This window comes from Pseudomonas sp. BN505 (assembly GCF_029873175.1).
In the GTDB taxonomy this organism is placed as follows: Bacteria; Pseudomonadota; Gammaproteobacteria; order Pseudomonadales; family Pseudomonadaceae; genus Aquipseudomonas; species Aquipseudomonas putida.
Map to the genome: position 1 here is coordinate 155,777 of NZ_SSOI01000045.1, position 26,897 is coordinate 182,673.

General features: G+C 61.6%; 28 protein-coding genes. 18 read left to right on the forward strand and 10 right to left on the reverse strand.

Annotated elements, in window-relative coordinates:
* Nucleotides 1-51 precede the first annotated feature (51 nt).
* From E8E78_RS13910 to E8E78_RS13925, 4 genes are all read left to right on the forward strand, one after another.
* Nucleotides 52-1,080, forward strand: coding sequence for an amino acid ABC transporter substrate-binding protein (locus tag E8E78_RS13910; RefSeq protein WP_019470613.1), 1,029 nt, complete (start codon nt 52-54; stop codon nt 1,078-1,080).
* Between the two features lie 67 nt (nt 1,081-1,147).
* Entirely contained in the window at nt 1,148-2,326 is a 1,179-nt protein-coding gene (locus tag E8E78_RS13915) for an amino acid ABC transporter permease (RefSeq protein ID WP_049274485.1), read from the forward strand.
* 10 nt (nt 2,327-2,336) lie between these two features.
* Nucleotides 2,337-3,434 carry an amino acid ABC transporter permease gene (locus E8E78_RS13920; protein ID WP_016498021.1) on the forward strand — a complete coding sequence of 366 codons (1,098 nt, stop codon included), beginning with the start codon at nt 2,337-2,339 and terminating at the stop codon, nt 3,432-3,434.
* 10 nt (nt 3,435-3,444) lie between these two features.
* Complete coding sequence (locus E8E78_RS13925) at nt 3,445-4,209, forward strand: amino acid ABC transporter ATP-binding protein (protein WP_016498022.1); 765 nt, start codon at nt 3,445-3,447, stop codon at nt 4,207-4,209.
* A 166-nt stretch (nt 4,210-4,375) separates the two neighbouring features.
* Here the strand turns inward: E8E78_RS13925 and algW are convergent, their stop codons facing one another.
* Nucleotides 4,376-5,536: a Do family serine endopeptidase AlgW gene (gene algW, locus E8E78_RS13930; RefSeq protein WP_049274847.1), complete on the reverse strand. Its 1,161-nt coding sequence runs from the start codon at nt 5,534-5,536 to the stop codon at nt 4,376-4,378.
* Nucleotides 5,537-5,704: 168 nt separating this feature from the next.
* Between algW and E8E78_RS13935 the strand changes: the two genes are divergently transcribed.
* The 3 genes from E8E78_RS13935 to cysN all read left to right on the forward strand — a co-directional run bounded on the left by E8E78_RS13935 (nt 5,705) and on the right by cysN (nt 9,576).
* Complete coding sequence (locus E8E78_RS13935) at nt 5,705-6,463, forward strand: Nif3-like dinuclear metal center hexameric protein (RefSeq protein ID WP_280313080.1); 759 nt, start codon at nt 5,705-5,707, stop codon at nt 6,461-6,463.
* A 277-nt stretch (nt 6,464-6,740) separates the two neighbouring features.
* Nucleotides 6,741-7,658: a sulfate adenylyltransferase subunit CysD gene (cysD, locus tag E8E78_RS13940; RefSeq protein WP_003251799.1), complete on the forward strand. Its 918-nt coding sequence runs from the start codon at nt 6,741-6,743 to the stop codon at nt 7,656-7,658.
* Between the two features lie 16 nt (nt 7,659-7,674).
* Nucleotides 7,675-9,576 (forward strand): sulfate adenylyltransferase subunit CysN, encoded by a 1,902-nt coding sequence (cysN, locus tag E8E78_RS13945; protein WP_280313079.1) that lies wholly within the window; start codon nt 7,675-7,677, stop codon nt 9,574-9,576.
* A 77-nt stretch (nt 9,577-9,653) separates the two neighbouring features.
* Here the strand turns inward: cysN and E8E78_RS13950 are convergent, their stop codons facing one another.
* Nucleotides 9,654-10,133: an Lrp/AsnC family transcriptional regulator gene (locus E8E78_RS13950; RefSeq protein WP_016498026.1), complete on the reverse strand. Its 480-nt coding sequence runs from the start codon at nt 10,131-10,133 to the stop codon at nt 9,654-9,656.
* A 127-nt stretch (nt 10,134-10,260) separates the two neighbouring features.
* Here E8E78_RS13950 and E8E78_RS13955 point away from each other — a divergent pair, with 127 nt between their 5' ends.
* Nucleotides 10,261-11,457 (forward strand): methionine gamma-lyase, encoded by a 1,197-nt coding sequence (locus tag E8E78_RS13955; RefSeq protein WP_049274851.1) that lies wholly within the window; start codon nt 10,261-10,263, stop codon nt 11,455-11,457.
* A 288-nt stretch (nt 11,458-11,745) separates the two neighbouring features.
* Here E8E78_RS13955 and E8E78_RS13960 read toward each other — a convergent pair whose 3' ends face one another.
* Entirely contained in the window at nt 11,746-12,183 is a 438-nt protein-coding gene (locus E8E78_RS13960; protein ID WP_016488987.1) for a DUF1043 family protein, read from the reverse strand.
* 135 nt (nt 12,184-12,318) lie between these two features.
* On the opposite strand from E8E78_RS13960, the gene E8E78_RS13965 reads away from it, so the two are divergent.
* The 3 genes from E8E78_RS13965 (at nt 12,319) to zapE (ending at nt 15,508) form a co-directional block, all read left to right on the forward strand.
* Nucleotides 12,319-12,954, forward strand: coding sequence for an alpha/beta fold hydrolase (locus tag E8E78_RS13965; RefSeq protein ID WP_114942090.1), 636 nt, complete (start codon nt 12,319-12,321; stop codon nt 12,952-12,954).
* 25 nt (nt 12,955-12,979) lie between these two features.
* Nucleotides 12,980-14,329: a tryptophan--tRNA ligase gene (locus E8E78_RS13970; protein ID WP_016498029.1), complete on the forward strand. Its 1,350-nt coding sequence runs from the start codon at nt 12,980-12,982 to the stop codon at nt 14,327-14,329.
* An 84-nt stretch (nt 14,330-14,413) separates the two neighbouring features.
* Nucleotides 14,414-15,508 carry a cell division protein ZapE gene (gene zapE / locus E8E78_RS13975; protein ID WP_016498030.1) on the forward strand — a complete coding sequence of 365 codons (1,095 nt, stop codon included), beginning with the start codon at nt 14,414-14,416 and terminating at the stop codon, nt 15,506-15,508.
* A 135-nt stretch (nt 15,509-15,643) separates the two neighbouring features.
* Here the strand turns inward: zapE and E8E78_RS13980 are convergent, their stop codons facing one another.
* Nucleotides 15,644-16,564 carry a GlxA family transcriptional regulator gene (locus E8E78_RS13980; protein WP_169725191.1) on the reverse strand — a complete coding sequence of 307 codons (921 nt, stop codon included), beginning with the start codon at nt 16,562-16,564 and terminating at the stop codon, nt 15,644-15,646.
* Between the two features lie 190 nt (nt 16,565-16,754).
* The gene (locus E8E78_RS13985; RefSeq protein WP_049276489.1) at nt 16,755-17,795 is read right to left on the reverse strand and encodes an NADP(H)-dependent aldo-keto reductase; all 1,041 of its coding nucleotides are present in this window, start codon (nt 17,793-17,795) and stop codon (nt 16,755-16,757) included.
* Nucleotides 17,796-18,053: 258 nt separating this feature from the next.
* On the opposite strand from E8E78_RS13985, the gene rplM reads away from it, so the two are divergent.
* The 7 genes from rplM to E8E78_RS14020 all read left to right on the forward strand — a co-directional run bounded on the left by rplM (nt 18,054) and on the right by E8E78_RS14020 (nt 22,915).
* A complete protein-coding gene (gene rplM / locus E8E78_RS13990) occupies nt 18,054-18,482 on the forward strand; it encodes a 50S ribosomal protein L13 (protein ID WP_003251819.1) in 429 nt (142 codons plus the stop codon).
* Between the two features lie 14 nt (nt 18,483-18,496).
* Nucleotides 18,497-18,889, forward strand: a complete 393-nt coding sequence (rpsI, locus tag E8E78_RS13995; RefSeq protein ID WP_003260797.1) for a 30S ribosomal protein S9 — start codon at nt 18,497-18,499, stop codon at nt 18,887-18,889.
* Nucleotides 18,890-19,151: 262 nt separating this feature from the next.
* Nucleotides 19,152-19,745 (forward strand): ubiquinol-cytochrome c reductase iron-sulfur subunit, encoded by a 594-nt coding sequence (gene petA / locus E8E78_RS14000; RefSeq protein WP_016498033.1) that lies wholly within the window; start codon nt 19,152-19,154, stop codon nt 19,743-19,745.
* On the forward strand, nt 19,745-20,956 hold the full coding sequence (locus E8E78_RS14005) for a cytochrome bc complex cytochrome b subunit (protein WP_003251825.1): 1,212 nt from the start codon (nt 19,745-19,747) through the stop codon (nt 20,954-20,956). The genes petA and E8E78_RS14005 overlap by 1 nt, the downstream gene beginning before the upstream one ends.
* The gene (locus tag E8E78_RS14010) at nt 20,956-21,735 is read left to right on the forward strand and encodes a cytochrome c1 (protein ID WP_016498034.1); all 780 of its coding nucleotides are present in this window, start codon (nt 20,956-20,958) and stop codon (nt 21,733-21,735) included. Before E8E78_RS14005 ends, E8E78_RS14010 begins: the two co-directional genes overlap by 1 nt.
* Before the next feature lie 117 nt (nt 21,736-21,852).
* A complete protein-coding gene (locus tag E8E78_RS14015; protein ID WP_016498035.1) occupies nt 21,853-22,476 on the forward strand; it encodes a glutathione S-transferase N-terminal domain-containing protein in 624 nt (207 codons plus the stop codon).
* Nucleotides 22,477-22,486: 10 nt separating this feature from the next.
* Nucleotides 22,487-22,915, forward strand: coding sequence for a ClpXP protease specificity-enhancing factor (locus E8E78_RS14020; RefSeq protein ID WP_016488977.1), 429 nt, complete (start codon nt 22,487-22,489; stop codon nt 22,913-22,915).
* A 51-nt stretch (nt 22,916-22,966) separates the two neighbouring features.
* Here the strand turns inward: E8E78_RS14020 and E8E78_RS14025 are convergent, their stop codons facing one another.
* From E8E78_RS14025 to E8E78_RS14045, 5 genes are all read right to left on the reverse strand, one after another.
* Complete coding sequence (locus tag E8E78_RS14025) at nt 22,967-23,185, reverse strand: YgdI/YgdR family lipoprotein (RefSeq protein ID WP_049276487.1); 219 nt, start codon at nt 23,183-23,185, stop codon at nt 22,967-22,969.
* Between the two features lie 176 nt (nt 23,186-23,361).
* The gene (locus E8E78_RS14030; RefSeq protein ID WP_280313074.1) at nt 23,362-23,940 is read right to left on the reverse strand and encodes a BON domain-containing protein; all 579 of its coding nucleotides are present in this window, start codon (nt 23,938-23,940) and stop codon (nt 23,362-23,364) included.
* Nucleotides 23,937-24,530, reverse strand: a complete 594-nt coding sequence (locus tag E8E78_RS14035) for a phosphoheptose isomerase (protein WP_012274070.1) — start codon at nt 24,528-24,530, stop codon at nt 23,937-23,939. The genes E8E78_RS14030 and E8E78_RS14035 overlap by 4 nt, the downstream gene beginning before the upstream one ends.
* Before the next feature lie 86 nt (nt 24,531-24,616).
* On the reverse strand, nt 24,617-24,988 hold the full coding sequence (locus E8E78_RS14040) for a YraN family protein (protein WP_016498038.1): 372 nt from the start codon (nt 24,986-24,988) through the stop codon (nt 24,617-24,619).
* On the reverse strand, nt 24,988-26,805 hold the full coding sequence (locus tag E8E78_RS14045; protein WP_049276486.1) for a penicillin-binding protein activator: 1,818 nt from the start codon (nt 26,803-26,805) through the stop codon (nt 24,988-24,990). The genes E8E78_RS14040 and E8E78_RS14045 overlap by 1 nt, the downstream gene beginning before the upstream one ends.
* Nucleotides 26,806-26,897 lie beyond the last annotated feature (92 nt).

Below are 26,897 nucleotides of genomic sequence, written 5' to 3' on the forward strand. Positions count from 1 at the left end.
GGTGCGGTGCAATTCCGGCTCGATACAACAAGAGCGATTTGGAGGTTGTGAATGAAGATGTTGAAAACCACCCTGGCAGTCCTGACCGCTGCCGCCGCACTGGGCGCCGTGAGCAATGCCCAGGCCGGCGCCACCCTCGATGCGGTAAAGAAGAAGGGCTTCGTCCAGTGTGGCGTGAGCGACGGTCTTCCGGGCTTCTCGGTACCTGATGCGCAGGGCAAGATCGTCGGTATCGACGCCGATGTGTGCCGCGCCGTGGCCGCAGCCGTGTTCGGCGATGCGACCAAGGTCAAGTTCAGCCAGCTCAACGCCAAGGAACGCTTCACCGCCCTGCAGTCGGGCGAGGTCGACGTGCTATCGCGCAACACCACCTGGACCAGCTCGCGCGATGCCGGCATGGGCCTGGTGTTCGCCGGGGTCACCTACTACGACGGCGTAGGCTTTTTGGTCAACAAGAAGCTGGGTGTCTCCAGTGCCAAGGAGCTTGATGGCGCAACCATCTGTATCCAGGCCGGTACCACCACCGAGCTGAACGTGTCGGACTTCTTCCGCGCCAATAACCTCAAGTACACCCCGATCACCTTCGACACCTCGGACGAAAGCGCCAAGTCGCTGGAGTCGGGCCGTTGCGACGTGCTGACCTCGGACAAGTCGCAGCTGTTCGCCCAGCGTTCCAAGCTGGCCGCGCCGACCGACTACGTGGTACTGCCGGAAACCATCTCCAAGGAGCCCCTGGGCCCGGTGGTGCGTAAAGGCGACGAGGAGTGGTTCAGCATCGTCAAGTGGACCCTGTTCGCCATGCTCAACGCCGAAGAGGCAGGCGTCACCTCGAAAAATGTCGAGGCCGAAGCCAAAGGCACCAAAAACCCGGACGTCGCCCGCCTGCTGGGTGCGGATGGTGAGTACGGCAAGGACCTCAAGCTGCCCAAAGACTGGGTAGTGCAGATCGTCAAGCAAGTCGGCAACTACGGCGAAGTGTTCGAGAAGAACCTGGGCCAGAGCACCGACCTGAAGATCGACCGTGGCATGAACGCCCTGTGGAACAACGGCGGCATCCAGTACGCGCCACCTGTGCGCTGATGGTTGCACCCTGCGGCGGCATCCCGCCGCCGCAGGCTGTTCGAATCCCTACTGTCCGGGGCACTTCATGCAAAATCAAATCGGCGCACCCAAGGGCTTGTCCCTTAACGATCCGCGTGTGCGCGCGTGGCTGTTCCAGATCCTCACGATCGTCTTCGTGGTCGGCCTGGGCTGGTACCTGTTCCACAACACACAAACCAACCTGCAACACCGGGGTATCACCTCAGGCTTCGACTTCCTCGACCGCAGTGCAGGCTTCGGCATCGCTCAGCACCTGATCCCCTATGTGGAATCCGACAGCTATGCGCGGGTGTTCGTCATCGGCCTGCTCAATACCCTGCTGGTGACCTTCATCGGCGTCATCCTGGCGACCATTCTGGGCTTCATCATCGGTGTGGCTCGCCTGTCACCGAACTGGATGATCAACAAACTGGCGACCGTGTATGTGGAAACCTTCCGCAACATCCCGCCGTTGCTGCAGATCCTGTTTTGGTACTTCGCCGTGTTCCTGACCCTGCCGGGACCGCGGGGCAGCATCAACATCGACGACATGTTCTTCATCAGCAACCGGGGCCTGAACATGCCTGGCGCGTCCATGGCCGATGGCTTCTGGCCGTTCGTCGTGGCCTTGGTGGTGGCCATTGCCGCCATTGTCGTGATGGTGCGCCTGGCCAACAAGCGCTTCGACGAGACCGGCGTGCCGTTTCACAAGTTCTGGGTGGGGCTGGCGCTGTTCATCGTCATACCTGGCCTGAGCGTGCTGTTGTTCGGCAGCCCGGTCAGCTGGGAAGTGCCGCAGCTCAAGGGCTTCAACTTCGTCGGTGGCTGGGTGCTGATCCCCGAGCTGTTGGCGCTGACCTTGGCGCTGACTATCTATACGGCAGCCTTCATTGCTGAAATCGTGCGTTCCGGCATCCGTTCGGTCAGCCATGGCCAGACCGAAGCCGCGCGGTCGCTGGGCCTGCGCGAGGGCCCGACCCTGCGCAAGGTGATCATTCCCCAGGCACTGCGGGTGATCATTCCGCCGCTGACCAGCCAGTACCTGAACCTGGCGAAGAACTCGTCGCTGGCGGCCGGTATCGGTTACCCAGAGATGGTCTCGCTGTTTGCCGGCACCGTGCTCAATCAGACCGGCCAGGCCATCGAGGTGATTGCGATCACCATGAGTGTCTATCTCGCCATCAGCATCAGCATTTCGCTGCTGATGAACTGGTACAACAAGCGCATAGCGCTGATCGAGCGGTGAGGATACGCCCGTGAATGCCCATGTTTTCAAACCCGATATGCCGCCACCGGTGAAAACCGTCGGCGTGCTCGCATGGATGCGTGCCAACCTGTTCTCCAGCTGGCTCAACACGCTGTTGACCCTGCTCGCCATCTACCTGGTATGGCTAATCGTGCCACCGCTGCTGCAGTGGGCGTTGATTGACGCCAACTGGGTCGGCACCACCCGCGCCGACTGCACCAAGGAGGGCGCCTGCTGGGTGTTCGTGCAGCAGCGCTTTGGCCAGTTCATGTACGGCTACTACCCGGCCGAGCTGCGCTGGCGGGTGGACCTGACGGTATGGCTTGCCGTCATCGGCGCTGCGCCGCTGTTCATCAAGCGCTTCCCGCGCAAGGCCTTCTACGGCCTGGGCTTCCTGGTGCTGTATCCGATACTGGCCTACACCCTGCTGCACGGAGGGTACCTGGGCCTGGAAAGCGTACCGACCAGCCAGTGGGGCGGGCTGATGCTGACCCTGGTGATCGCCACCGTGGGTATTGTCGGCGCCTTGCCGCTGGGCATCCTGCTGGCCCTGGGCCGGCGTTCGAGGATGCCGGCCGTGAAGGTGGTGTGCGTGACCTTCATCGAGTTCTGGCGCGGCGTGCCGTTGATTACCGTGCTGTTCATGTCGTCGGTGATGCTGCCGTTGTTCCTGCCCGAAGGCATGAGCTTCGACAAGCTGCTGCGGGCAATGATCGGCGTGATCCTGTTCCAGTCGGCGTACATCGCCGAGGTGGTGCGCGGTGGTCTGCAGGCCATCCCCAAGGGCCAGTACGAAGCCGCTGCGGCCATGGGCCTGGGCTACTGGCGCTCGATGGGCCTGGTGATTCTGCCGCAGGCCCTCAAGCTGGTGATCCCCGGCATCGTCAACACCTTCATTGCCCTGTTCAAGGACACGAGCCTGGTGATCATCATCGGCCTGTTCGACCTGCTGAACAGCGTCAAGCAAGCCGCCGCCGACCCGGCCTGGCTGGGCATGGCTACCGAGGGCTATGTGTTCGCCGCCCTGGTGTTCTGGATTTTCTGTTTCGGTATGTCCCGCTACTCCATGCACCTGGAGCGCAAGCTGGACACTGGCCACAAGCGTTAGGAGTTTCGAAATGAGTGAAGCGATCAAGCAGCCTGCCGGCCCCGAAGGCATCATCCAGATGCAGGGTGTGAACAAGTGGTACGGCCAGTTCCATGTGCTCAAGGACATCAACCTGAACGTGCGCCAGGGCGAGCGCATCGTGCTGTGCGGGCCGTCCGGCTCGGGCAAGTCCACCACCATCCGTTGCCTCAACCGCCTTGAAGAGCACCAGCAGGGGCGTATCGTGGTCGATGGCGTCGAGCTGACCAACGACCTCAAGCAGATCGAGGCCATCCGCCGCGAAGTGGGCATGGTGTTCCAGCACTTCAACCTGTTCCCGCACCTGAGCATTCTGGAAAACTGCACCCTGGCGCCCATGTGGGTGCGCAAGATGCCGCGGCGCAAGGCCGAGGAAATTGCCATGCATTATCTGGAGCGTGTGCGTATTCCCGAGCAGGCACACAAGTACCCGGGGCAGTTGTCGGGTGGCCAGCAGCAGCGTGTGGCCATTGCCCGTGCGCTGTGCATGAAGCCGAAGATCATGCTGTTCGACGAGCCGACCTCGGCGCTGGACCCGGAAATGGTCAAGGAAGTGCTCGATACCATGGTGGGCCTGGCCGAAGACGGCATGACCATGCTCTGCGTGACCCACGAGATGGGCTTTGCCCGCACCGTGGCGAATCGGGTGATCTTCATGGACAAGGGCGAGATTGTGGAGCAGGCGGCGCCGGATGACTTCTTCGACCGGCCGCGCAGTGACCGGACCAGGTTGTTCCTGAGCCAGATCCTGCATTGAGGCAACTGGTGCTGCACTATTGAGGGGGCTGTCGCGGTCCCTGTAGGAGCGGCCTTGTGCCGCGAAAGGGCCGCGCAGCGGCCCCAGGGTTTCAGCTTCGCCGCTGATATGGCTGGGGCCGCCATGCGGCCCTTTCGCGGCACAAGGCCGCTCCTACACGGGAGGTTTACTTTTCTTCTTGCGTTGCAGCCGGCGCCGGCGGCGGCCGCAGCCCCACCTCGGCAATCAGCTTCAGCTGCTGCCCATTGCGCATCACCTCGATGGTGATCTTGTCGGTGGGCTTGATCCGCGCCACCTGGTTCATCGACTTGCGCCCGTCACCGGCCGGTTCGCCGTTGATGCTCAGGATCACGTCACCCAGTTGCAACCCGGCCTTGGCCGCCGGCCCTTCGCGGAAGATACCGGCCACCACGATACCCGGGCGGTCCTTCATGCCGAACGATTCGGCCAGTTCCTGGCTCAGCGGCTGCACCTCGATGCCCAGCCAGCCACGGATCACCTGGCCGTGCTCGACGATCGACTTCATCACCTCCAGTGCCAGCTTCACCGGGATGGCAAAGCCGATGCCCTGCGAACCGCCGGACTTGGAGAAGATCGCGGTGTTGATGCCGACCAGGTTGCCACTGGCATCGACCAGTGCGCCGCCCGAGTTGCCGGGGTTGATCGCTGCGTCGGTCTGGATGAAGTCTTCGTAGTTGTTGAGGCCCAGCTGGTTACGGCCGGTAGCGCTGATGATACCCATGGTCACGGTCTGGCCGACACCGAACGGGTTGCCGATGGCCAGTGACACGTCGCCGATGTGAATGGTGTCGGAACGGCCGATGGTGATCGCCGGCAGGTTCTTCAGGTCGATCTTCAGCACCGCCAGGTCGGTTTCCGGGTCGCTGCCGATCACGCGGGCCAGGGTTTCGCGGCCATCTTTCAGGGCCACGACGATCTGGTCGGCGCCACTGGTGACATGGTTGTTGGTCAGCAGGTAGCCCTCGGGGCTCATGATCACCGCCGAGCCCAGGCTCGATTCCCAACGGCGTTGCTTGGGCAGGTTGTCGCCGAAGAAACGGCGGAACTGCGGGTCCTCGAACAGCGGATGGGCGCTTTTGTTCACCACTTTGGTGGTGTACAGGTTGACCACGGCGGGGGCGGCCAGTGTCACGGCGTCGGCATACGACACCGGGCCCTGCATGATCCGCGTGGTCTGCGGTGCCTGTTGCAGGTTGACGTCCTGGCTGGGCAGGCCGACCCATTGAGGGAAACGCTGGATGATCAGCATGGCGATCAGTACGCCGGTAAGCAGGGGCCAGCCAAAGTAACGCAAAGCCTTGAACATGAACGAATCCTGGAAAGAGCGAGGGCCAGTGGCCGCGCAGTGGGGCATGAGCGCGCGGGATCATACACCGGTTCCCCCAGTGCCGGCGACGGCCCATAATGGCCGGCATTATACGGGCGTTCCATTGGTGTTGTGCCCGAGAAAAGCGCAGTTTTCGAGGAGATTTTCATGGCCGTCGCTCTAAACATCCTGGTCGAGGAAGCCGAGCGTTACCTGGGCAGCGCGAAGATCCAGGATTATTGCCCCAATGGCCTGCAAGTGGAGGGCCGGCCGCAGGTCAGCCGTATCGTCAGCGGCGTTACTGCCAGCCAGGCGTTGCTGGATGCTGCGGTCGAGGCCCAGGCCGACCTGGTGCTGGTGCACCATGGTTACTTCTGGAAGGGTGAGAACCCGTGCATTACCGGTATCCGCCAGCGTCGCCTGAAAACCTTGCTGAACAACGACATCAGCCTGCTGGCGTTTCACCTGCCGCTGGATGTGCACCCGGAGGTGGGCAACAACGTGCAGTTGGCGCGGCAACTGGACATCACCGTCGAAGGCCCGCTGGACCCGGAGAACCCCAAGGTGGTGGGGTTGGTCGGCTCACTGGCTGAACCTGTGACTGCGCGCGATTTTGCCCGGCGGGTTCAGGAAGTGCTGGGGCGTGAACCGTTGCTGGTGGATGGCGAGCAAATGATCCGTAGGGTCGGCTGGTGCACCGGTGGCGGGCAGGGTTACATCGACACGGCGATTGCCGCCGGGGTGGACCTGTACCTGACCGGCGAGGCGTCGGAGCAGACCTACCACAGCGCGCGCGAGAATGGCGTCAGCTTCATTGCTGCCGGGCACCATGCCACCGAGCGTTACGGCGTGCAGGCGCTGGGCGATTGCCTGGCGCGGCGGTTTGCCGTGGAGCACCTGTTCATCGATTGCCCGAATCCCATCTGAGGCTTTCGGAGTTCCATGCGGTTCGTTGTAGGAGCAGCCTTGTGCTGCGAAGAGGTCGACGCAGGCAATAGATCCCTATCTGCTATACCGGCCTCTTCGCAGCACAAGGCTGCTCCTACAGGGCTCGGTGCTGGGCAGGCAGAGCCCAAACCCGCAGTCATATCGTTAGATCTTTTCGATCTAGCCCGCCTCCTAAATAGAAGCAGCCGCTGTGATAAAGTGGCTCGCTCGAACACGGCCCGCAGGCCGTCCATAAGATCGTTTTTCGTGAGTAGCCATGGTCGACAAACTGACGCACTTGAAACAGCTGGAGGCGGAAAGCATCCACATTATCCGCGAGGTGGCCGCCGAGTTCGACAACCCGGTGATGCTGTACTCGATCGGCAAGGATTCCGCCGTGATGCTGCACCTGGCGCGCAAGGCCTTCTTCCCGGGCAAGCTGCCATTCCCGGTGATGCACGTCGACACCCAGTGGAAATTCCAGGAGATGTACAGCTTCCGCGACAAGATGGTCGAGGAAATGGGCCTGGAACTGATCACCCACGTCAACCCTGAGGGTGTGGCGCAGGGCATCAACCCGTTCACCCATGGCAGCTCCAAGCACACCGACATCATGAAGACCCAGGGCCTGAAGCAGGCACTGGACAAGCATGGTTTCGACGCCGCCTTCGGTGGCGCGCGCCGCGACGAAGAGAAGTCGCGGGCCAAAGAGCGTGTGTATTCGTTCCGCGACAGCAAGCACCGCTGGGACCCGAAAAACCAGCGCCCCGAGCTCTGGAACGTTTACAACGGCAAGGTCAACAAGGGCGAGTCGATCCGCGTCTTCCCGCTGTCGAACTGGACCGAGCTGGACATCTGGCAGTACATCTACCTTGAAGGCATCCCGATCGTGCCGCTGTACTTCGCCGCCGAGCGGGAAGTCATCGAGAAGAACGGCACCCTGATCATGATCGACGACGAGCGCATCCTCGAGCACCTTTCCGAGGAAGAGAAGGCCCGTATCGTCAAGAAGAAGGTGCGTTTCCGTACCCTCGGTTGCTACCCGTTGACGGGTGCTGTCGAGTCGGAAGCAGAAACGCTGACCGACATCATTCAGGAAATGCTCCTGACGCGCACTTCCGAGCGCCAGGGCCGGGTCATCGACCACGATGGCGCCGGTTCCATGGAAGACAAAAAACGTCAGGGCTACTTCTAATTTTCAGGGTTACTCCATGTCGCACCAATCCGATTTGATCAGCGAAGACATCCTCGCTTATCTGGCTCAGCACGAGCGCAAAGAACTGCTGCGTTTCCTCACCTGCGGCAACGTGGATGACGGCAAGAGCACCCTGATCGGGCGCCTGCTGCACGATTCGAAGATGATCTACGAGGACCACCTCGAAGCCATCACCCGTGATTCGAAGAAGTCCGGCACCACCGGCGAAGAAGTCGACCTGGCGCTGCTGGTCGACGGCCTGCAGGCCGAGCGTGAGCAGGGCATCACCATCGATGTCGCCTACCGCTACTTCTCAACCGCCAAGCGCAAGTTCATCATTGCCGACACCCCGGGCCACGAGCAGTACACCCGCAACATGGCCACCGGTGCATCCACCTGTGACCTGGCGATCATCCTGGTCGATGCCCGCTACGGCGTGCAAACCCAGACCCGTCGCCACAGCTACATTGCCTCGCTGCTGGGCATCAAGCACATCGTGGTCGCGGTCAACAAGATGGACCTCAAGGGCTTTGATGAGGGCGTCTTCGAGTCGATCAAGGCCGACTACCTGCAGTTCGCCGAGGCCATCAACCTGACCCCGAGCAGCCTGCAGTTCGTGCCAATGTCGGCGCTCAAGGGCGACAACGTGGTCAACCACAGCGAACAATCGCCGTGGTACACCGGCCCGACGCTGATGGAAATCCTCGAAACCGTCGAGGTTTCGGCCGACCGCAACTTCACCGACCTGCGCTTCCCGGTGCAGTACGTGAACCGCCCGAACCTGAACTTCCGTGGCTTCGCCGGCACCATTGCCAGCGGCGTAGTGCACAAGGGTGATGAAATCGTCGTGCTGCCGTCGGGCAAGAGCAGCCGCGTCAAGTCCATCGTCACCTACGAAGGTGAACTGGAAAACGCCGGCCCAGGCCAGGCCGTGACCCTGACCATGGAAGACGAGATCGACATCTCCCGTGGCGACCTGCTGGTACATGCCGACAACGTACCGCCGGTGACCGACCAGTTCGACGCCATGCTGGTGTGGATGGCCGAAGAGCCGATGCTCCCAGGCAAGAAATACGACATCAAGCGCGCCACCAGCTATGTGCCGGGCTCGATCGCAAGCATTACCCACAAGGTCGATGTGAACACGCTCGAGAAGGACGCAGCCAGCGCGCTGCAACTGAACGAGATCGGTCGTGTCAAGGTGTCGCTGGACAGCGCCATCGCCCTGGACGGCTACGACAGCAACCGCACCACCGGTGCGTTCATTGTCATCGACCGCCTGACCAACGGCACCGTTGGCGCTGGCATGATCATCGCTCCGCCAGTCCTGCCGCATGGCAGCACCGGCCAGCATGGCAAGCAGGCCCACGTGTCTACCGAAGAGCGCGCCCTGCGCTTCGGCCAGCAGCCAGCCACCGTGCTGTTCAGCGGCCTGTCCGGCGCTGGCAAGAGCACCCTGGCCTATGCCGTGGAGCGCAAGCTGTTCGACATGGGCCGTGCGGTATACGTGCTCGACGGCCAGAACCTGCGCCACGACCTGAACAAGGGCTTGCCGCAAGACCGCGCCGGCCGCACCGAAAACTGGCGCCGCGCCGCCCATGTGGCGCGCCAGTTCAACGAAGCCGGCCTGCTGACCCTGGCTGCGTTCGTGGCCCCGGATGCCGAAGGCCGCGAACAGGCCAAGGCCCTGATCGGCAAAGAGCGCCTGGTGACCGTTTACGTCCAGGCCTCGCCGCTGGCTTGCCGCGAGCGCGACCCGCAAGGCCTGTACGCTGCCGGTGGCGAAAACATCCCGGGCGAAAGCTTCCCGTTCGATGTGCCGCTGGATGCCGACCTTGTGATCGACACCCAGGCCACTAGCGTGGATGAAGGCGTGAAACAGGTGCTGGACGTGCTGCGTCAGCGCGGCGCTATCTAAGCGCTGGCCTGCAATTAAAAGACCCCGCTTCGGCGGGGTTTTTTATTTCTCATTCCTTCAGGTGCTGCGTATCCGGTTCAGATATGTTTTTCCGACACCGGAATCACCCGCCGCTCCTTCACCGCCTTGTAGGAAAAACTCGAATAGATCTCCTTCACCCCCGGCAGCCGCTGCAGCACTTCGCGGGTGAACTCCCCGAACGACTCCAGGTCCCGGGCCAGGATCTCCAGCAAAAAGTCATAGCGCCCGGAGATGTTGTGGCAGGCGACGATTTCGGGAATTTCCATCAGCCGCTGCTCGAACGCCAGCGCCATGTCCTTGGTGTGCGAGTCCATCATGATGCTGACGAACGCGGTCACGCCGAACCCCAGCGACTTGGGCGAGAGGATGGCCTGGTAGCCAGTGATATAGCCGTTGTCTTCCAGCAGCTTGACCCGGCGCCAGCAGGGCGAGGTGGTCAATGCCACCTGGTCGGCAAGTTCGGCGACGGTGAGGCGGGCGTTGTCCTGCAAGGCGGCGAGCAGGGCGCGGTCGGTGCGGTCGAGGCTTGAAGGCATGTTTTGCCCTCCTGGTCCGTTAATTGTTGTTTTTGTTCCAGCAAGCACGCAGATGCGTGGGTAATTTTGGAAAAAATCGGGCAGCTCGGTGGCATAAGCTTATAACAAACCACAAGAGGCTGTTGCCGTGCGCGACTCCCATAACAACACCGGTTTTTCCACACGGGCCATTCACCATGGCTACGACCCGCTCTCCCACGGTGGTGCCTTGGTGCCACCGGTGTACCAGACCGCGACCTATGCCTTCCCGACTGTCGAATACGGCGCTGCGTGCTTCGCCGGGGAGGAGGCGGGGCACTTCTACAGCCGCATCTCCAACCCCACCCTGGCCTTGCTTGAGCAACGCATGGCCTCGCTGGAGGGTGGTGAGGCGGGATTGGCGCTGGCGTCGGGGATGGGGGCCATTACTTCGACCCTCTGGACCCTGCTGCGGCCTGGTGATGAGCTGATCGTGGGGCGCACCTTGTATGGCTGCACCTTTGCGTTCCTGCACCATGGCATTGGCGAGTTCGGGCTCAAGATCCACCATGTCGACCTTAACGATGCCAAGGCCCTGAAAGCGGCGATCAACAGCAAAACGCGGATGATCTACTTCGAAACACCGGCCAACCCCAACATGCAACTGGTGGATATAGCGGCGGTCGTCGAGGCGGTGCGGGGGAGTGATGTGCTTGTGGTGGTCGACAACACCTACTGCACGCCTTACCTGCAGCGGCCACTGGAACTGGGGGCGGACCTGGTGGTGCATTCGGCGACCAAGTACCTCAGTGGCCATGGCGACATCACCGCAGGCCTGGTGGTGGGGCGCAAGGCGATGGTCGACCGGATTCGCCTGGAGGGGCTCAAAGACATGACCGGGGCTGTGCTGTCGCCGCATGACGCTTCGCTCTTGATGCGCGGTATCAAGACCTTGGCTCTGCGCATGGACCGCCACTGCGCCAATGCGTTGCAGGTTGCGCAGTTTCTGGCTCGGCAGCCGCAGGTGGAGCTGATTCACTACCCAGGGTTGCCGTCGTTTGCCCAGTACGAACTGGCACAGCGGCAGATGCGTCTGCCGGGCGGGATGATTGCCTTTGAGCTCAAGGGGGGGATAGAGGCAGGGCGGCGTTTCATGAATGCGCTGCAGCTTTTTGCCCGGGCAGTGAGCCTGGGGGATGCCGAGTCGCTGGCGCAGCACCCGGCGAGCATGACGCACTCCAGTTACACGCCACAAGAGCGGGCGCATCACGGGATATCAGAGGGGCTGGTGAGGTTGTCAGTCGGGCTGGAGGATGTGGAGGACCTGCTGGCAGATATCGAGGTGGCGTTGAAGGCGTGTGCATGAACTTGCCTTGCAGGATCGGGAACACTTGCCCAATGCCTTACGGGATCAGGCGATGGCACTTTGGATGAGCTGGTGAATTGGCCGGCTTATTTAATAGGAGTTTGACAATGAGCGTATTCCCGAAATACATCGACCTGTTCATTTGCCGCAGTGGCGGTGACGATGATGAAGGTGGCCAGTCCTGGCGCAAGCCTTGATCTGAACCGGGAACCCCGCACTGGCGGGGTTCTCTTGGCGATTCAAAGCACAAAAAAGGCCTCTTGCGAGGCCTTTTTCATGTTCAGCAGATCAACGCTTGAGCCCGTAGCTCTCATCGAGCATGCCCGGCGAATTTGGCGCTTTTGGCGCATAGTCGCGCGGCACTTCGGCGGTGTCTTTCGGTGGGGTCAGGCGGTCACGCGGGCCTTGCGGCGCTTCGGAATGCAGTGCAGCCAGCAGGCGCTGGCGAGTGACTTCATCGAGGGCCAGGCTGTTGGCGCCTTCGGCCAGGTGATCCTGTACGTCCTGGTAGCTCTGGGTCAGTTTCTTGACCAGCATGGCGGTGCTGTTGAAGTGGGTGACCACTTCGTTCTGGTAGCTGTCGAAGCGTTTCTGGATGTCATCCAGTTGGCGCTGGGTGTTGCTCGGCGCCGCGTTGGGCAGCAGACGGGCAACAATGAAACCGACCGCCACACCGATGACCAGGGCCAGGGTTGGCAACAACCAAACAAGGAGCGAGAGTTCCACGAGTCCTTCCTCTATAAACGGCTTTGCTTTACGTTAACGGCTCAGACCTGCGCTGTATACCGCGAGCGATCGCAAATCAGAACAGAATTCCTCACCTAGACGAATCGACCCTTCCCGAGGTCACGGAGTAGTGCCTTGCTTGTCCGCGAAACCCCCTTGTTCATCGATGGCCCTGCCGGCCAGCTGGAAGCCTTGTACCTGGACGTGGCCGATGCCCGTGGCGCGGTGCTGATCTGCCACCCCAACCCGGTCCAGGGCGGCACCATGCTCAACAAGGTGGTCTCGACCCTGCAACGCACCGCTCGCGATGCCGGCTATGTGACCCTGCGTTTCAACTACCGTGGCGTCGGCCAGAGCGCCGGCAGCCATGACATGGGGGCCGGCGAAGTGGCCGATGCCGAGGCCGCTGCCGCCTGGCTGCGTGCCAGGCACCCCGACCTGCCACTGGTGCTGATGGGCTTCTCGTTCGGCGGTTTCGTTGCCACCAGCCTGGCCGGCCGCCTGGAGGCCGCCGGGGTAACGTTGCAACACTTGTTCATGATTGCCCCGGCAGTCATGCGCCTGACCGCCGAATTCCCGCTGCCACAGCACTGCCCGATCACCGTGGTGCAGCCAGATGCCGACGAAGTGGTCGCGCCGCAGCTGGTTTACGAATGGTCCGGCAGCCTGTCGCGCCCCCATGAGCTGCTGAAAGTGGCAGAATGCGGACACTTCTTCCATGGCAAGCTGACCGATCTGAAGGATCTGCTGCTGCCGCGCCTTTCGAACTGAGCCAAGCCTGAATAAGCGAACACCCATGACCACGCGCATTCTTACCGGTATCACCACCACCGGCACTCCGCACCTGGGCAACTACGCCGGCGCCATTCGCCCTGCGATCCGTGCCAGCCAGCAGCCCGGTGCCGACTCGTTCTACTTCCTGGCCGACTACCACGCCTTGATCAAGTGCGACGACCCGCTGCGTATCCAGCGTTCGCGCCTGGAAATCGCCGCCACCTGGCTGGCTGGTGGCCTGGACCCGGACAAGGTGACCTTCTACCGCCAGTCCGACATCCCGGAAATTCCCGAGCTTACCTGGCTGCTGACCTGCGTTGCCGCCAAGGGCCTGCTGAACCGCGCGCATGCCTACAAGGCCTCGGTGGACAAGAACGTCGAGAACGGCGAAGACCCGGACGCCGGCGTGACCATGGGCCTGTTCAGCTACCCGGTACTGATGGCCGCCGACATCCTGATGTTCAACGCCCACAAGGTGCCGGTCGGCCGTGACCAGATCCAGCACGTGGAAATGGCCCGCGACATCGGCCAGCGCTTCAACCACCTGTTCGGCCAGGGCCGGGACTTCTTCGCCCTGCCGGAGGCGGTGATCGAGGAAAGCGTGGCCACGTTGCCAGGCCTGGACGGGCGCAAGATGTCCAAGAGCTATGACAACACCATCCCGTTGTTCACCAGCGCCAAGGACATGAAAGACGCCATCTCGCGCATCGTCACTGACTCGCGCGCGCCCGGCGAAGCGAAAGACCCGGACAATTCGCACCTGTTCACCTTGTACCAGGCCTTCTCGACGCCGCAGCAATGCGCCGAATTCCGCGAAGAGCTGCTGCAGGGCCTGGGCTGGGGCGATGCCAAGCAGCGCCTGTTCCAGCTGCTGGATGGCCAACTTGCCGAAAAACGCGAGTACTACCACCAGTTGATCGCACGCCCGGCGGACCTGGAAGACATCCTGCTGGCCGGCGCCGCCAAGGCACGCAAGATTGCCACGCCGTTCCTCGAGCAACTGCGCGAAGCCGTTGGCCTGCGTTCGTTCCGTAGCGGTGTGCAAGCCGGCACCGAGGTGAAGAAGAAGGCCGCCAAGAGCGCACGCTTCGTCAGCTTCCGCGACGAAGACGGCAGCTTCCGCTTCCGCCTGCTGGCCGCTGACGGCGAGCAACTGCTGCTGTCGCGCAGCTTCGCCGACGGCAAGAGCGCTGGCGCCGTGAGCAAGCAGCTGCAGCAGGGTGGCGAGGCCGATGTGCGGGTCGAAGGCCTGAGCTTTGGCCTGTGGCTCAACGGCGAGCAGGTTGCCGACGGGCCGCAGTTCGACAGCGCCGAAGCCCGTGATGCGGCCATTCAAAGCCTGCGTGATGCCCTGGCACCACAGCAGGACTGAGGCATATTGACGCAAGTCTGATTGCCATTAAGCGGGCCTGTCGCTACAGTGACGGCCCGTTTTTTGTTGCCTCGCTAACGAATCATGACTCCCTTAGAACGCTATCAAGCAGATCTGAAACGTCCCGACTTCTTCCATGACGCGGCGCAGGAAACTGCGGTGCGTCACCTGCAGCGCCTGTACGACGACCTGGTACAGGCGCAGAACAACAAGCCGGGCGTGTTCGGCAAGCTGTTCGGCAAGAAGGAGCAGACCCCGGTGAAGGGCCTGTACTTCTGGGGTGGGGTAGGGCGAGGCAAGACCTACCTGGTCGATACCTTCTACGAAGCGCTACCGTTCAAGCAGAAGATGCGTACGCACTTCCACCGCTTCATGAAGCGTGTGCACGAGGAAATGAAAACCCTCAAGGGCGAGAAGAACCCGCTGACCATCATCGCCAAGCGCTTCAGCGACGAAGCCAGGGTCATCTGCTTCGACGAATTCTTCGTGTCGGACATTACCGACGCCATGATCCTCGGCACCCTGATGGAAGAGCTGTTCAAGAACGGCGTGTCGCTGGTAGCCACCTCCAACATCGTGCCGGACGGCCTGTACAAGGACGGCCTGCAACGCGCACGCTTCCTGCCAGCCATTGCCATGATCAAGCAGTTCACCGACGTGGTGAACGTTGACAGTGGGGTCGACTACCGCCTGCGTCACCTGGAGCAGGCCGAACTGTTCCACTACCCGCTCAACGATGCGGCGCACCAGAGCATGCGCGCCAGCTTCAAGGCGCTGACGCCTGAGTGCACCCAGGCGGTCGAGAACGATGTGCTGATGATCGAGAACCGTCCGATCAATGCCCTGCGCACCTGTGACGATGTCGCCTGGTTCGACTTCCGCGCCCTGTGCGATGGGCCGCGCAGCCAGAACGACTACATCGAACTGGGCAAGATCTTCCACGCCGTGCTGTTGAGCAATGTGGAGCAGATGGGTGTCGCCACCGACGACATCGCCCGTCGTTTCATCAACATGGTGGACGAGTTCTACGACCGCAACGTCAAGCTGATCATCTCGGCCGAGGTGGAGCTCAAGGACCTGTACACCGGCGGGCGCCTGAGCTTCGAGTTCCAGCGCACCCTGAGCCGGTTGCTGGAGATGCAGTCGCACGAATTCCTGTCGCGCGCGCACAAGCCATAAGAACCTGGGGCCGCTTTGCGGCCCATTCGCGGCACAAGGCCGCTCCTACAGGGGAACGCGATTCCATGCTGGTACGCGATCTCTTGTAGGGGCGGCCTTGTGCCGCGAATGGGCTGCAAAGCAGCCCCATGGCCCTCAAGCCTCTTGCATGAACTGCTGCCGATACTGGTTCGGTGACAGCTCGGTGTGCTGGCGGAACAGCCGCGCAAAGAAACTGGCATCGTCATAGCCAACTTCGTAGCTGATGGTCTTGATGCTCTTGCGCGTGCTCGACAGCAACCCCTTGGCGGTCTCGATCCGCAGCCGTTGCAGGTAGTGCAGCGGCTTGTCACCTGTCGCGCCCTGGAAGCGGCGCATGAAGTTGCGGATGCTCATGCCGTGGTTGCGGGCCACATCCTCGAAGCGGAACTTGTCGGCGAAGTGTTCCTCCAGCCAATGCTGGATCTGCAGAATGATCAGGTCCTGATGCAGCTTCTGCCCGCCAAAGCCCATGCGCCCCGGGGTGTAGTTGCGCTGCACTTCGTAGAGTATGTCGCGGGCCACGGCGCGGGCCACGTTGGCGCCGCAGAAGCGCTCGATCAGGTAGATGTACAGGTCGCAGGCCGACGTGGCGCCGCCGGCGCAATAGATATTGTCGGCGTCGGTCAGGTGCTTGTCCTGGTTCAGCCGGATCTTCGGAAAGCGTTCGGCAAAGCTGGTGAAGAAGCGCCAGTAGGTCGTCGCCTCCTTGCCATCGAGCAGGCCGGATTCGGCCAGCCAGAACACACCACTGGCCTCGGCGCACAGCACCGCACCGCGGGCATGCTGTTCACGCAGCCATGGCAGCACCTGTGGATAACGTTGCAGGAGGTTGTCGAAATCGTCCCAGTAGGCCGGGAGGATGATCACGTCGGCGTCGTCCAGGCCACCGTCGACCGGTAGCTGAACATTGCTGAAGCTGTCCACGGGCTGGCCGTCGGGGCTCACCAGGTGGATCTCGAACATGGGCTGCAAGCCCAGGCCCAGCTGCTTGCTGTAACGCAGGCTGGCGAGATGGAAGAAATCCTTGGCCTGCATCAAGGTCGAAGCAAATACCTTGTCAATGGCCAGGATGCTGACGCGCCGCAGCGACGCGGAGGGTTGGGTAAACATCATTGTCATTGTTCTTATAGGGTAGAGTGGTCAATCACCGGCTGGATCGTCTTATTTTTTGGCGATTGTGTCTAGCCTATGTAACAGAGGGGCTGCAAAGCAGCCCCTCTGGCGATCAAGGTGCCGGGTTCGGCTGCTCCTGGTGAATGGCTTCGATCGCCGCCAGCAACTCATCGCTCAGGCTCAGATCAAGGCTTGCCAGGTTGCTGTCCAGCTGTTGCAGGCTGGTCGCGCCAATGATGTTGCTGGTCACGAACGGCTGCCGGGTGACGAACGCCAGGGCCATCTGCGCCGGGTCCAGGCCGTGCTCGCGGGCCAGTTGCACGTACCGGCTGCAGGCTGCCACGGTCTGCGGGTTTGAATAGCGGGCAAAGCGGCTGAACAGGGTCAGGCGCGCGTTGCCCGGCCGTGCGCCGTTCTCGTACTTGCCCGAGAGCATGCCGAACGCCAGCGGTGAATAGGCCAGCAGGCCGCACTGCTCGCGGATGGCCACTTCCGCCAGGCCTACCTCGAAGCTGCGGTTTAGCAGGTTGTACGGGTTCTGGATCGATACCGCCCGCGGCCAGCCTCGGCTTTCGGCCAGTTGCAGGAACTTCATGGTGCCCCACGGCGTTTCGTTGGACAGGCCGATGTGGCGGATCTTGCCCGCCCGCACCTGTTCGTCGAGTACTTCGAGGGTTTCTTCCAGCGGAGTGAAGTGGTCCTGGGGCAGGTGCTGGTAGCCCAGCTTGCCGAAAAAGTTGGTGCTGCGTTCCGGCCAGTGCAGTTGGTACAGGTCGATACGGTCGGTCTGCAGGCGCTTCAGGCTCTCCTCCAGCGCCGCGACGATGTGCTGGCGGTTGTGCTTGAGCTGGCCGTCGCGGATGTGGCTGATGCCGTTGCCAGGGCCTGCAACCTTGCTGGCCAGCACCCAGTCGTCGCGATCACCGTTGTCACGGAACCAGTTGCCGATGATGCGCTCGGTGGCTGCGTAGGTTTCCGGGCGGGGCGGCACCGGGTACATCTCGGCGGTGTCGATGAAGTTGAGCCCGGCGACCTTGGCCCGGGCAATCTGTTCGAAGGCTTCGGCCTGAACGTTCTGTTCGCCCCAGGTCATGGTGCCCAGGCACAGGGCGCTGACATTGAGGTCGGTACGGCCGAGCTGGCGGTATTCCATCGGTTAGACACTCCTTGGCAATAGATAGCTATCAAAGCAGGTTGAAATTTTTCTCGCAATCTGGATAATTCAGCCCCTCTCCGCGTGGCGGAAGTGATGCACCATCACGCAGGAAGAACCCCGTCGAACATTGGCGTGCCCGACCCGAGCCCCCAAAAGCGTCTGTGTTCGGCTGCGCGCTTGCTCTTGGCAACGTGTGCACTATCCAGTAAGATTCGCCGTCTATTTTTCGCTGGGCGGCCTCTGAGGCTTTAGAGAATGAAAACTTTTACTGCTAAACCGGAAACAGTAAAGCGCGAGTGGTTCGTAGTCGACGCCGCTGGCCAGACCCTGGGTCGTCTGGCTACTGAAATCGCTACCCGTCTGCGTGGCAAACACAAACCAGAATACACCCCTCACGTTGACACCGGCGACTACATCGTCGTTATCAACGCCGAGCAGGTTCGTGTGACTGGTGCCAAGTCTTCCGACAAAATGTACTACTCCCACTCCGGCTTCCCGGGCGGTATCAAGGAAATCAACTTCGAGAAGTTGATCGCCAAGGCCCCTGAGCGTGTTATCGAAACCGCGGTCAAAGGCATGCTGCCTAAGAACCCGCTGGGTCGCGACATGTACCGCAAGCTGAAAGTGTACGCGGGTGCTGCTCACCCACACACTGCTCAGCAGCCTCAAGAACTGAAGATCTAACGGGATAGTTCATTATGTCGGCGACTCAAAATTACGGCACTGGCCGTCGCAAGACCGCAACCGCTCGCGTATTCCTGCGTCCGGGTACTGGTAACATCTCCATCAACAACCGTTCTCTGGACGTGTTCTTCGGTCGCGAAACCGCTCGCATGGTTGTTCGCCAGCCACTCGAGCTGACCGAAACCGTTGAGAAGTTCGACATCTACGTCACCGTTTCCGGTGGTGGTGTCAGCGGTCAAGCCGGTGCGATCCGTCACGGTATCACCCGCGCTCTGATGGAATACGACGAAACCCTGCGTGGCGCTCTGCGTCGTGCTGGCTACGTCACCCGCGACGCTCGTGAAGTCGAGCGTAAGAAAGTGGGTCTGCGTAAAGCGCGTAAGCGTCCTCAGTACTCCAAGCGTTAATACCGCTTCGGCAGTCGAAAAAAGCCCGGTTCCTTGGAACCGGGCTTTTTTTTTGGGTTGAACTAACCTGTCAGCATGTCAGTGGCCGCTTGTCGCATAGACGCAGATCAAGCAAAGCGCGGGTTGTCGCCCTTGCCAGGGTAATCACCTTGTCAGTGTGTGGATTTGTTTCTTACCATGACGGCCAAATTTTAGTGCCATTGACACAACCTAAGTACGAGCCTGGTTCAACAGGCCAAGCAAGCTGATGGGAGAGGACTGAATGAGCAATGACGGCGTCAACGCAGGCCGGCGCCGCTTCCTCGTAGCCGCGACATCCGTGGTCGGGGCGGCGGGGGCAGTGGGGGCTGCGGTACCGTTCGTGGGGTCATGGTTTCCCAGTGCCAAGGCGAAAGCCGCGGGTGCACCGGTGAAGGTCAATATCGCCAAGGTCGAGGCCGGGCAGCAGATGGTGGCCGAATGGCGTGGCCAGCCGGTATTCATCGTGCGGCGAACGCAGGAAATCCTCGGCAACCTGAAAAAAATCACGGGTGACCTATCTGATCCCGAGTCCAAGGCCTCGGTGCAGCCGACCTACGTCGACCCTGAGGTTCGCTCGATCAAGCCGGAAATCCTCATTCTCGTCGGCCTGTGCACGCACCTGGGCTGTTCGCCCACCTTCCGCCCGGAAGTTGCGCCTGCTGACCTTGGTCCGAAGTGGGTGGGTGGCTATTTCTGCCCGTGCCACGGTTCCCACTACGACCTGGCTGGCCGTGTCTACAAGTCGCAGCCGGCACCTCTCAACCTGCCAGTGCCGCCGCACTCTTACGAGACGGACGACATCATTGTCATCGGCGTCGATCAGGAGAACGCATGATGAGCAAGTTCATGGACTGGATTGATGCTCGCTTCCCCGCCACCAAGATGTGGGAAGACCACCTGAGCAAGTATTACGCGCCCAAGAACTTCAACTTCCTGTACTTCTTCGGCTCCTTGGCATTGCTGGTGCTGGTCAATCAGATCGTCACCGGTGTGTGGCTGACCATGAGCTTCACGCCCTCGGCGGAAGAGGCGTTCGCCTCGGTCGAGTACATCATGCGTGACGTGGAATACGGCTGGATCCTGCGCTACCTGCACTCCACCGGTGCGTCTGCGTTCTTCATCGTGGTCTACCTGCACATGTTCCGCGGCCTGCTCTATGGCTCCTACCAGAAGCCGCGCGAGCTGGTCTGGCTGTTCGGCATGCTGATCTACCTGGCGCTGATGGCCGAAGCCTTCATGGGCTACCTGCTGCCGTGGGGCCAGATGTCCTACTGGGGTGCCCAGGTGATCATCTCGCTGTTCGGTGCCATTCCGGTGATCGGTGACGATCTCACCCAGTGGATCCGTGGTGACTACCTGATTTCGGGCATCACCCTGAACCGCTTCTTCGCCCTGCATGTGGTCGCCCTGCCAATCGTGATTCTTGGCCTGGTAGTGCTGCACATTCTTGCCCTGCACGAAGTGGGTTCGAACAACCCCGATGGGGTCGACATCAAGAAGAAAAAGGACGAAAACGGCATTCCGCTGGACGGTATTCCGTTCCACCCGTACTACACCGTCAAGGATATCGTTGGCGTGGTGGTGTTCCTCTTCGTGTTCTGCGCCGTGGTGTTCTTCTTCCCGGAAATGGGCGGTTACTTCCTGGAAAAACCGAACTTTGAGCAGGCCAACGCCTTCAAGACGCCTGAGCACATCGCACCGGTGTGGTACTTCACACCGTTCTACGCAATATTGCGGGCGGTGCCTGACAAGCTGATGGGCGTCATTGCCATGGGCGCGGCCATCGCCGTGCTGTTCGTACTGCCGTGGCTCGACCGCAGCCCGGTGCGTTCCATGCGTTACAAGGGCTGGATCAGCAAGGTCTTCCTGCTGGTGTTCTGCGTGGCCTTCGTCATCCTCGGCGTGCTGGGCGTACTGGCGCCGACACCTGGGCGTACCTTGCTGTCGCAGGTGTGCACGGTGTTGTACTTCGCCTACTTCCTGCTGATGCCGTTCTACACAAGGCTTGAGAAGACCAAACCGGTTCCGGAAAGGGTGACTGGCTGATGAAAAAGTTTATTGCAGTATTTTTGCTGGCAGTGATGCCTGCCTTTTCCTTCGCTGCCGAACACGGCCTGGAGCTGGACAAGGCCGATATCGACCTGACCGACAAGGCCGCCATGCAGGACGGTGCGCGCACCTTTGCCAACTATTGCATGGGCTGCCACAGTGCCAAGTTCCAGCGTTACGAGCGGGTGGCCGATGACCTGGGTATCCCCCACGAGCTGATGCTCGAGAAGCTGGTGTTCACCGGTGCCAAGATCGGTGACCACATGCAGATCGGCATGAAGCCCAGTGACGCCAAGACCTGGTTCGGTGCCGCGCCGCCCGACCTGACCCTGGTCGCCCGTGTGCGGGGTACCGACTGGCTGTACACCTACCTGCGCAGCTTCTACGAGGACCCATCGCGGCCTTATGGGGTGAACAACAAGGTGTTCCCGAACGTGGGCATGCCTAACGTGCTGGTTGGCTTGCAGGGTAACCAGGTGATTGGCTGCAAGCAGGTGCAGACGGTAACCGATGGCAAGAAGCAATTCGACCCGTTGACCGGCAGCCCGATCACCCACGAAGCCTGTGACCAGCTGACCGTCACGCCGAAATCCGGTACCCTGACCACCGAGCAGTTCGACGAGAAGGTCAAGAACCTGGTGACCTTCCTGGCCTATTCGGCCAACCCGGTCAAACTGGAAAGCCAGCGCATTGGTACCTACGTGTTGCTGTACCTGGCTTTCTTCTTCGTATTCGCCTATTTGCTCAAGCGTGAATACTGGAAGGACGTGCACTGATCACGCAGTAGTTTCTGGTTGTTGAACGCGCCTGGGGCGCCCTGGCAGTTTTGCCAGGGGGCCCCAGGCGCGTTTTCATTTACAGTTGCACAAGCATCCCGTGCGAGGAGCCGCTACATGGGCGCAACCAACAGGTTAGCCTGCTATTCCGATCCCGCTGATCACTATTCTCATCGGGTACGCCTTGTGCTGGCCGAGAAGGGTGTCAGCGTGCAGGTCATCGATGTCGACCCCAGTCGCCTGCCGGCCAAGCTGGCCGAGGTAAACCCTTACGGCAGTGTGCCGACCCTGGTCGACCGTGACCTGGCGTTGTATGAGTCGACCGTGGTGATGGAATACCTCGAGGAGCGTTACCCGCACCCGCCGCTGATGCCGGTGTACCCGGTTGCACGGGGTAACAGCCGTTTGCTGATGCACCGCATCCAGCGCGACTGGTGTGCCCTGGCCGACACCGTGCTGGACTCACGCAGCACCGAGGCAGCCCGTGTCGAGGCGCGCAAGGCCCTGCGCGAAAGCCTCACCGGCGTCTCGCCATTGTTCGGTGAGTACGCCTGTTTCATGAGTGAGGATCAAAGCTTGGTCGATTGTTGTCTATTGCCCATACTCTGGCGCTTGCCAGTGTTGGGTATCGAATTGCCGCGGCAAGCCAAGCCGCTGCTGGATTACATGGAGCGGCAGTTTGCCCGGGAGCCTTTCCTGGCGAGCCTGTCCTCCGTAGAACGTGAAATGCGCAAGCTTTAAGGAGCTGTTGATGAACTCCAGTCGCCCCTATCTGGTTCGAGCACTGTATGAGTGGATCGTCGACAACGATTGCACACCCCATATGCTGGTCAATGCCGAATACCCGAAAGTGCAGGTGCCGGATGGTTTCGCCAGCGATGGCCAGATCGTCCTGAATATTTCGCCAAGTGCCGTGCGCAGCCTGCACATGGATAACGATGCGGTCAGCTTCGAGGGCCGCTTCAGTGGCGTGGCCCACTCGCTGTTTGTGCCGGTTGGCGCCATCCTGGGCATCTATGCCCGCGAAAATGGCCAAGGCATGGTCTTCGAGCTGGAGTCGCCAATGGATGGCGACGAGCTGGAAGAGGATGATGTGCAGCCGGACGACGATGGCCCGCCAGAAGGTGGGGGCCAGCCGCCGCGCCCAAGTGGTCGGCCAAGCCTGAAAGTGGTCAAGTAACAAAAAAGGCGATCCAACCGGATCGCCTTTTTCGTTGCAGCCAACTTCGGGTTACAGGTCGCTGATAGTGCGTACCTGGTCCTTGTTGATGCGGGTGCGCTTGCCGTCGAGTTGCTGGAACTCGTAGAAGCCTGCCTCGCGGTCGTACTTCGGTGCGTCGACAGCCTGGATTTCACGGCCATCGTTGAGGGTGATCAGGCTTGGGGTAGAGCAGCCGGCCAGGGTGGCGAAGGTGCCAATCAGCAGGGCAGGCAGCAGAAGCTTTTTCATGCGGTGTTTCCTGGGTTTCTGAAAGGTGGGGCATTGTTGTTGCTTGTACTGGCCCTTTCGCGGCGGTTCGACGCTTCGATAAACACGCTCCCCCAGGAATGCACAAGGCTTGAAAGCTGTGAGATCCCCGTGGGAGCGGGTTCACCCGCGAAGAGGCCGGTGCAGGCAGCAATGAATCAGTCGATGTACTCGAACAGCTTGACGATCTTCTGCACGCCCGACACGCCCTGCACAACTCCGGTGGCCGAGTTGGCCTCCTTCTGGGTTACCAGGCCGAGCAGGTAGACGATACCGTTCTCGGTGATCACCTTGATGCGCGAGCTTGGCACGGCACTGTCACCTAGCATCTGGGTCTTGATCTTGGTGGTCAGCCAGGCGTCGTTGTTGCGTGCCAGGATGGAGGAGGGCTGCATCACCTGCAGCTCGTTGTGCACTTTCTTGACGCGCTGAACCTGGCCGGCAGTCTGTTCGGCGAGGCTCTTGAGGTCGGCGCGTGGGGTCTGGCCGGCCAGCAGGACGATGCCGTTGTAGCTGCTGACAACAATGTGCGAGCCCTTGTCCAGGTCAGGGCTGGCCTTGGAAATGTTCACCGAAGCCTTGGTCTCGATCAGCGAATCGTCGATCTTGCTGCCAATGGTGCGCGTACCGCGATCGTCTTCGATCGGCGAATTGCGGGTAGAGGTGAGTACCGAGCTGCAACCGGTGACGCTCAGGCACAGGGTCAGGGCCATCAGGCCGAGGCGCATAGGGGTCATTCTTCACTCCCGAACAGTTGGCTGTCGATCAGATCGCACAGGCAGTGGATCGCCAGCAGGTGGACTTCCTGGATGCGTGCGGTAACCGTCGAAGGTACGCGGATTTCCACGTCTTCGGGCAGCAGCAGTGAAGCCATGCCGCCGCCGTCGCGGCCAGTCAATGCTACGACAATCATTTCGCGGTCATGTGCGGCCTGGATCGCCTGGATCACGTTGGCCGAATTGCCGCTGGTGGAGATCGCCAGCAGAACGTCGCCGGGCTGCCCCAGGGCGCGAATCTGCTTGGAAAAGACTTCGTTGTAGCTGTAGTCGTTGGCGATCGAGGTCAGGGTCGAGCTGTCGGTGGTCAGCGCGATGGCTGGCAGGCTCGGGCGCTCGCGCTCGAAACGGTTGAGCAGTTCCGACGAAAAGTGCTGGGCATCACCGGCCGAGCCGCCGTTGCCACAGGCGAGCATCTTGCCCTCGTTGAGCAGCGCATTGACCATGACCAGGCTGGCCTGCTCGATGTGCGGTGCCAGGATGTCCATTGCCTGTTGCTTGGTATCGATGCTGGCCTGGAACAGCCGGCGAATTCGGGATTGCATGTCCATCTGGTGACCTTAAGTGGGGCGGTGGCCTTTGCTGCGCGCATCAACGACCAGCCCGCGAAACATAGAGCAAAAAAAACGAAGTGGGTTCAGCATTCGAAGGCGTTTTTCAGCCATTGAAGCGGTCTGCCTGCATGGTGGCTGCCCTGCAGGGCGACTACGTCGAAGCGGCAGGGGTGGTTGCCCCAGTGGGGCGCCTTCTGCAAGTACAGGCTGGCGGCGAGCACCAGCCGTTTCTGCTTGCGCCCGTCGATGCTTTCGAGGGCGCCACCGAAGCACGCGTGCAACCGGTAGCGGACTTCGACGAATACTACTGTATCGGCGTCAAGCATGACCAGATCAAGCTCACCGCCTTTGCATCGCCAATTGCGCGCCAGCAGCTGCAGGCCCTGCCCTTGAAGGTACTCAAGGGCCTGGGTTTCTGCTGCTTGCCCGGCGCTGGTGGGCGACGCTGTTGCCATCAGCGTGCGGTGTCAGGCAGGCGCTTGACCTGGCCGCCGGCGAACTCGGCCCATGGCAGCTGGCGCTCGATACGCTGGTTGGCGTTGATGCTCAGGCTGCCCGAAAGGCCCTGGACGCGGTTGTCCGGCAGCGCTTTCAGTTGCCCCAGGCGCGGCGCCAGGCTGTAGGCATCGACGCCCATGGCGTACAGGCGGCCAAGGCTGCCGGCGGCCTGCGGCCATTGCTGTACCACCTGCTGGCGCAGGCTGTTGCTGGTGTCGAGCAGCCACGGCGTTTCGCAGAAGCGGATGCCATTCATGTCGTTGTACTGGTTGATGTCACCGCTGGCGCTGTACAGGTTCGAGGTGGCATATACCGGTACGTCACCGGCGTACTGGAAGTTCAGGGTCGGCTTGATCTGCTGGGCCTGTTGCGGGGTCGAGGCCAGGAAGATGAAATCGATATCCTGGCGGCGCGACGGTTGTGCGGCGATGCTGCCGCCTACCGTGCTTTGCAGGCTCTTGGCGCGGCCTTCGCTCTGGCGCAGCTGGAACAGGTCGGCGATCTGCTGGGCCAGGGCAACCGGCTGGGCGATGCGCTCGGCGGCGAGCAGGGTGCCGCCATTGCCTTCCCAGTCCTGGCGGAAGGCGGCCAGCACGCGGTCACCCCATTCGCCACTCGGCACCAGGGCCACGGCGCGGACCATGCCGTCGGCGCGGGCGCGGCGGGCTACTTCGCGCGCTTCGTCTTCGGCAGCCAGGCCGAACTGGAACAGTTGCGGCGGGGCCTTTTGACCAGCGTCGGCGTAGTTCAGGGCCAGGGTGGTGATCGGCAGTTGTGGTTTGGCGGCCAGTTGTTTGACCAGTGGCTTCTCAAGCGGGCCGATGACCAGTTGCACGCCAGCGGCCTGGGCCTGGTTGTAGAAATCGTCGAGCGAGCCGATGCGCGAGCTGTCGAACACCTGCACCGCAGGCGCTGGCTGACCGGCTTGCTGGGCCTGGAAGTGGGCGGCCATGAAGCCGTCACGCAGGGCGCGGGCAACACCGGCCAGTGGGCCTTCCTGGGGCAGCAGCAGGGCAATCTTGGTCAGTGGCTGGCTGGCCAGTTCCTTGAGCTTGGTCAGTGCCTGCGGCAGTTGCTGGGCAGCAGGGTGGTCCGGGTGCTGTTTGACCCAGGTGTCGATGGCCGCTTGTTGCTGTTCCAGGGTGCCGGCGCTTTTCACGGCGAAGGCCAGGCTGGTCCAGCCGGCCAGGGGCTGGTCGTTGGCGGGCTGCTGCAGTTGCTCTGCCGGCAACGAGGCGACCAGGGCCCAGATAGCGTCATTGTTGGCGCTGGCAGCCTGGCCGCTGAGCAGCGGGGCCAGCAGCATGCGCTGTTGCGCGGCAGCCAGGGCCTGGCCGTCGGCTTCCAGGGCGGCGGCGTGCACGTTGTAGGTGCGCGCTTGCTGCTCTGCCGGCAGCTCGGCTACTCGTTGCAGGCTGGGGTGAGCCAGGGCGGTGAGGGCCGCCTTGGGCTGGTTGCGGCTCATGGCCAGCTCGGCCGCGAGGGTGCTGGCGAACACTTGCTGGGCCGGCTTGAGCGTGTCCAGCGGGACTTGCTCAAGAATGCGTGCGGCGCGTGGGAAGTCCTTCTGCTTGTAGGCCAGGTCGGCCGCGCTCAGGCGCAGCAGTGCGGCGTCTTCCGCAGACTTGCTGGAAGCGGCCTTTTCGAGCAGTTGCTCGATGCTGGCGTCCGGGGTGCGCGGCAGTTCGCCCAGGCTGGATGAGGGCGAGCTGGCGCAAGCTGCCAGCAGGGCAGCGAGGCAGAGGGCTGTGAGCAGCCGCAGGCAAGCGATCATGTAAAGGTCCTGTTACTCGATCAAGTTGGCCGGCAATTGTACCCAAGCACTGGCCGGGGCGCGATGTTGCTGTGCTGATCCTTCACTATAGG

Bases quoted from the DNA above. Each gene is read 5' to 3' on its own strand.
- algW (WP_049274847.1), bottom strand. From the start codon at position 5,536: ATGTTCAAGGCTTTGCGTTACTTTGGCTGGCCCCTGCTTACCGGCGTA.
- E8E78_RS14035 (WP_012274070.1), bottom strand. From the start codon at position 24,530: ATGGACATGCAATCCCGAATTCGCCGGCTGTTCCAGGCCAGCATCGAT.
- rplM (WP_003251819.1), top strand. From the start codon at position 18,054: ATGAAAACTTTTACTGCTAAACCGGAAACAGTAAAGCGCGAGTGGTTC.
- E8E78_RS13910 (WP_019470613.1), top strand. From the start codon at position 52: ATGAAGATGTTGAAAACCACCCTGGCAGTCCTGACCGCTGCCGCCGCA.
- E8E78_RS14045 (WP_049276486.1), bottom strand. From the start codon at position 26,805: ATGATCGCTTGCCTGCGGCTGCTCACAGCCCTCTGCCTCGCTGCCCTG.
- E8E78_RS14005 (WP_003251825.1), top strand. From the start codon at position 19,745: ATGAGCAAGTTCATGGACTGGATTGATGCTCGCTTCCCCGCCACCAAG.
- rpsI (WP_003260797.1), top strand. From the start codon at position 18,497: ATGTCGGCGACTCAAAATTACGGCACTGGCCGTCGCAAGACCGCAACC.
- E8E78_RS13925 (WP_016498022.1), top strand. From the start codon at position 3,445: ATGAGTGAAGCGATCAAGCAGCCTGCCGGCCCCGAAGGCATCATCCAG.
- E8E78_RS13950 (WP_016498026.1), bottom strand. From the start codon at position 10,133: ATGCCTTCAAGCCTCGACCGCACCGACCGCGCCCTGCTCGCCGCCTTG.
- E8E78_RS14010 (WP_016498034.1), top strand. From the start codon at position 20,956: ATGAAAAAGTTTATTGCAGTATTTTTGCTGGCAGTGATGCCTGCCTTT.
- E8E78_RS14040 (WP_016498038.1), bottom strand. From the start codon at position 24,988: ATGGCAACAGCGTCGCCCACCAGCGCCGGGCAAGCAGCAGAAACCCAG.
- E8E78_RS14020 (WP_016488977.1), top strand. From the start codon at position 22,487: ATGAACTCCAGTCGCCCCTATCTGGTTCGAGCACTGTATGAGTGGATC.
- cysD (WP_003251799.1), top strand. From the start codon at position 6,741: ATGGTCGACAAACTGACGCACTTGAAACAGCTGGAGGCGGAAAGCATC.
- E8E78_RS14015 (WP_016498035.1), top strand. From the start codon at position 21,853: ATGGGCGCAACCAACAGGTTAGCCTGCTATTCCGATCCCGCTGATCAC.
- E8E78_RS14025 (WP_049276487.1), bottom strand. From the start codon at position 23,185: ATGAAAAAGCTTCTGCTGCCTGCCCTGCTGATTGGCACCTTCGCCACC.
- petA (WP_016498033.1), top strand. From the start codon at position 19,152: ATGAGCAATGACGGCGTCAACGCAGGCCGGCGCCGCTTCCTCGTAGCC.
- E8E78_RS13980 (WP_169725191.1), bottom strand. From the start codon at position 16,564: ATGCAGGCCAAGGATTTCTTCCATCTCGCCAGCCTGCGTTACAGCAAG.
- E8E78_RS13915 (WP_049274485.1), top strand. From the start codon at position 1,148: ATGCAAAATCAAATCGGCGCACCCAAGGGCTTGTCCCTTAACGATCCG.
- zapE (WP_016498030.1), top strand. From the start codon at position 14,414: ATGACTCCCTTAGAACGCTATCAAGCAGATCTGAAACGTCCCGACTTC.
- E8E78_RS14030 (WP_280313074.1), bottom strand. From the start codon at position 23,940: ATGACCCCTATGCGCCTCGGCCTGATGGCCCTGACCCTGTGCCTGAGC.
- cysN (WP_280313079.1), top strand. From the start codon at position 7,675: ATGTCGCACCAATCCGATTTGATCAGCGAAGACATCCTCGCTTATCTG.
- E8E78_RS13985 (WP_049276489.1), bottom strand. From the start codon at position 17,795: ATGGAATACCGCCAGCTCGGCCGTACCGACCTCAATGTCAGCGCCCTG.
- E8E78_RS13970 (WP_016498029.1), top strand. From the start codon at position 12,980: ATGACCACGCGCATTCTTACCGGTATCACCACCACCGGCACTCCGCAC.
- E8E78_RS13935 (WP_280313080.1), top strand. From the start codon at position 5,705: ATGGCCGTCGCTCTAAACATCCTGGTCGAGGAAGCCGAGCGTTACCTG.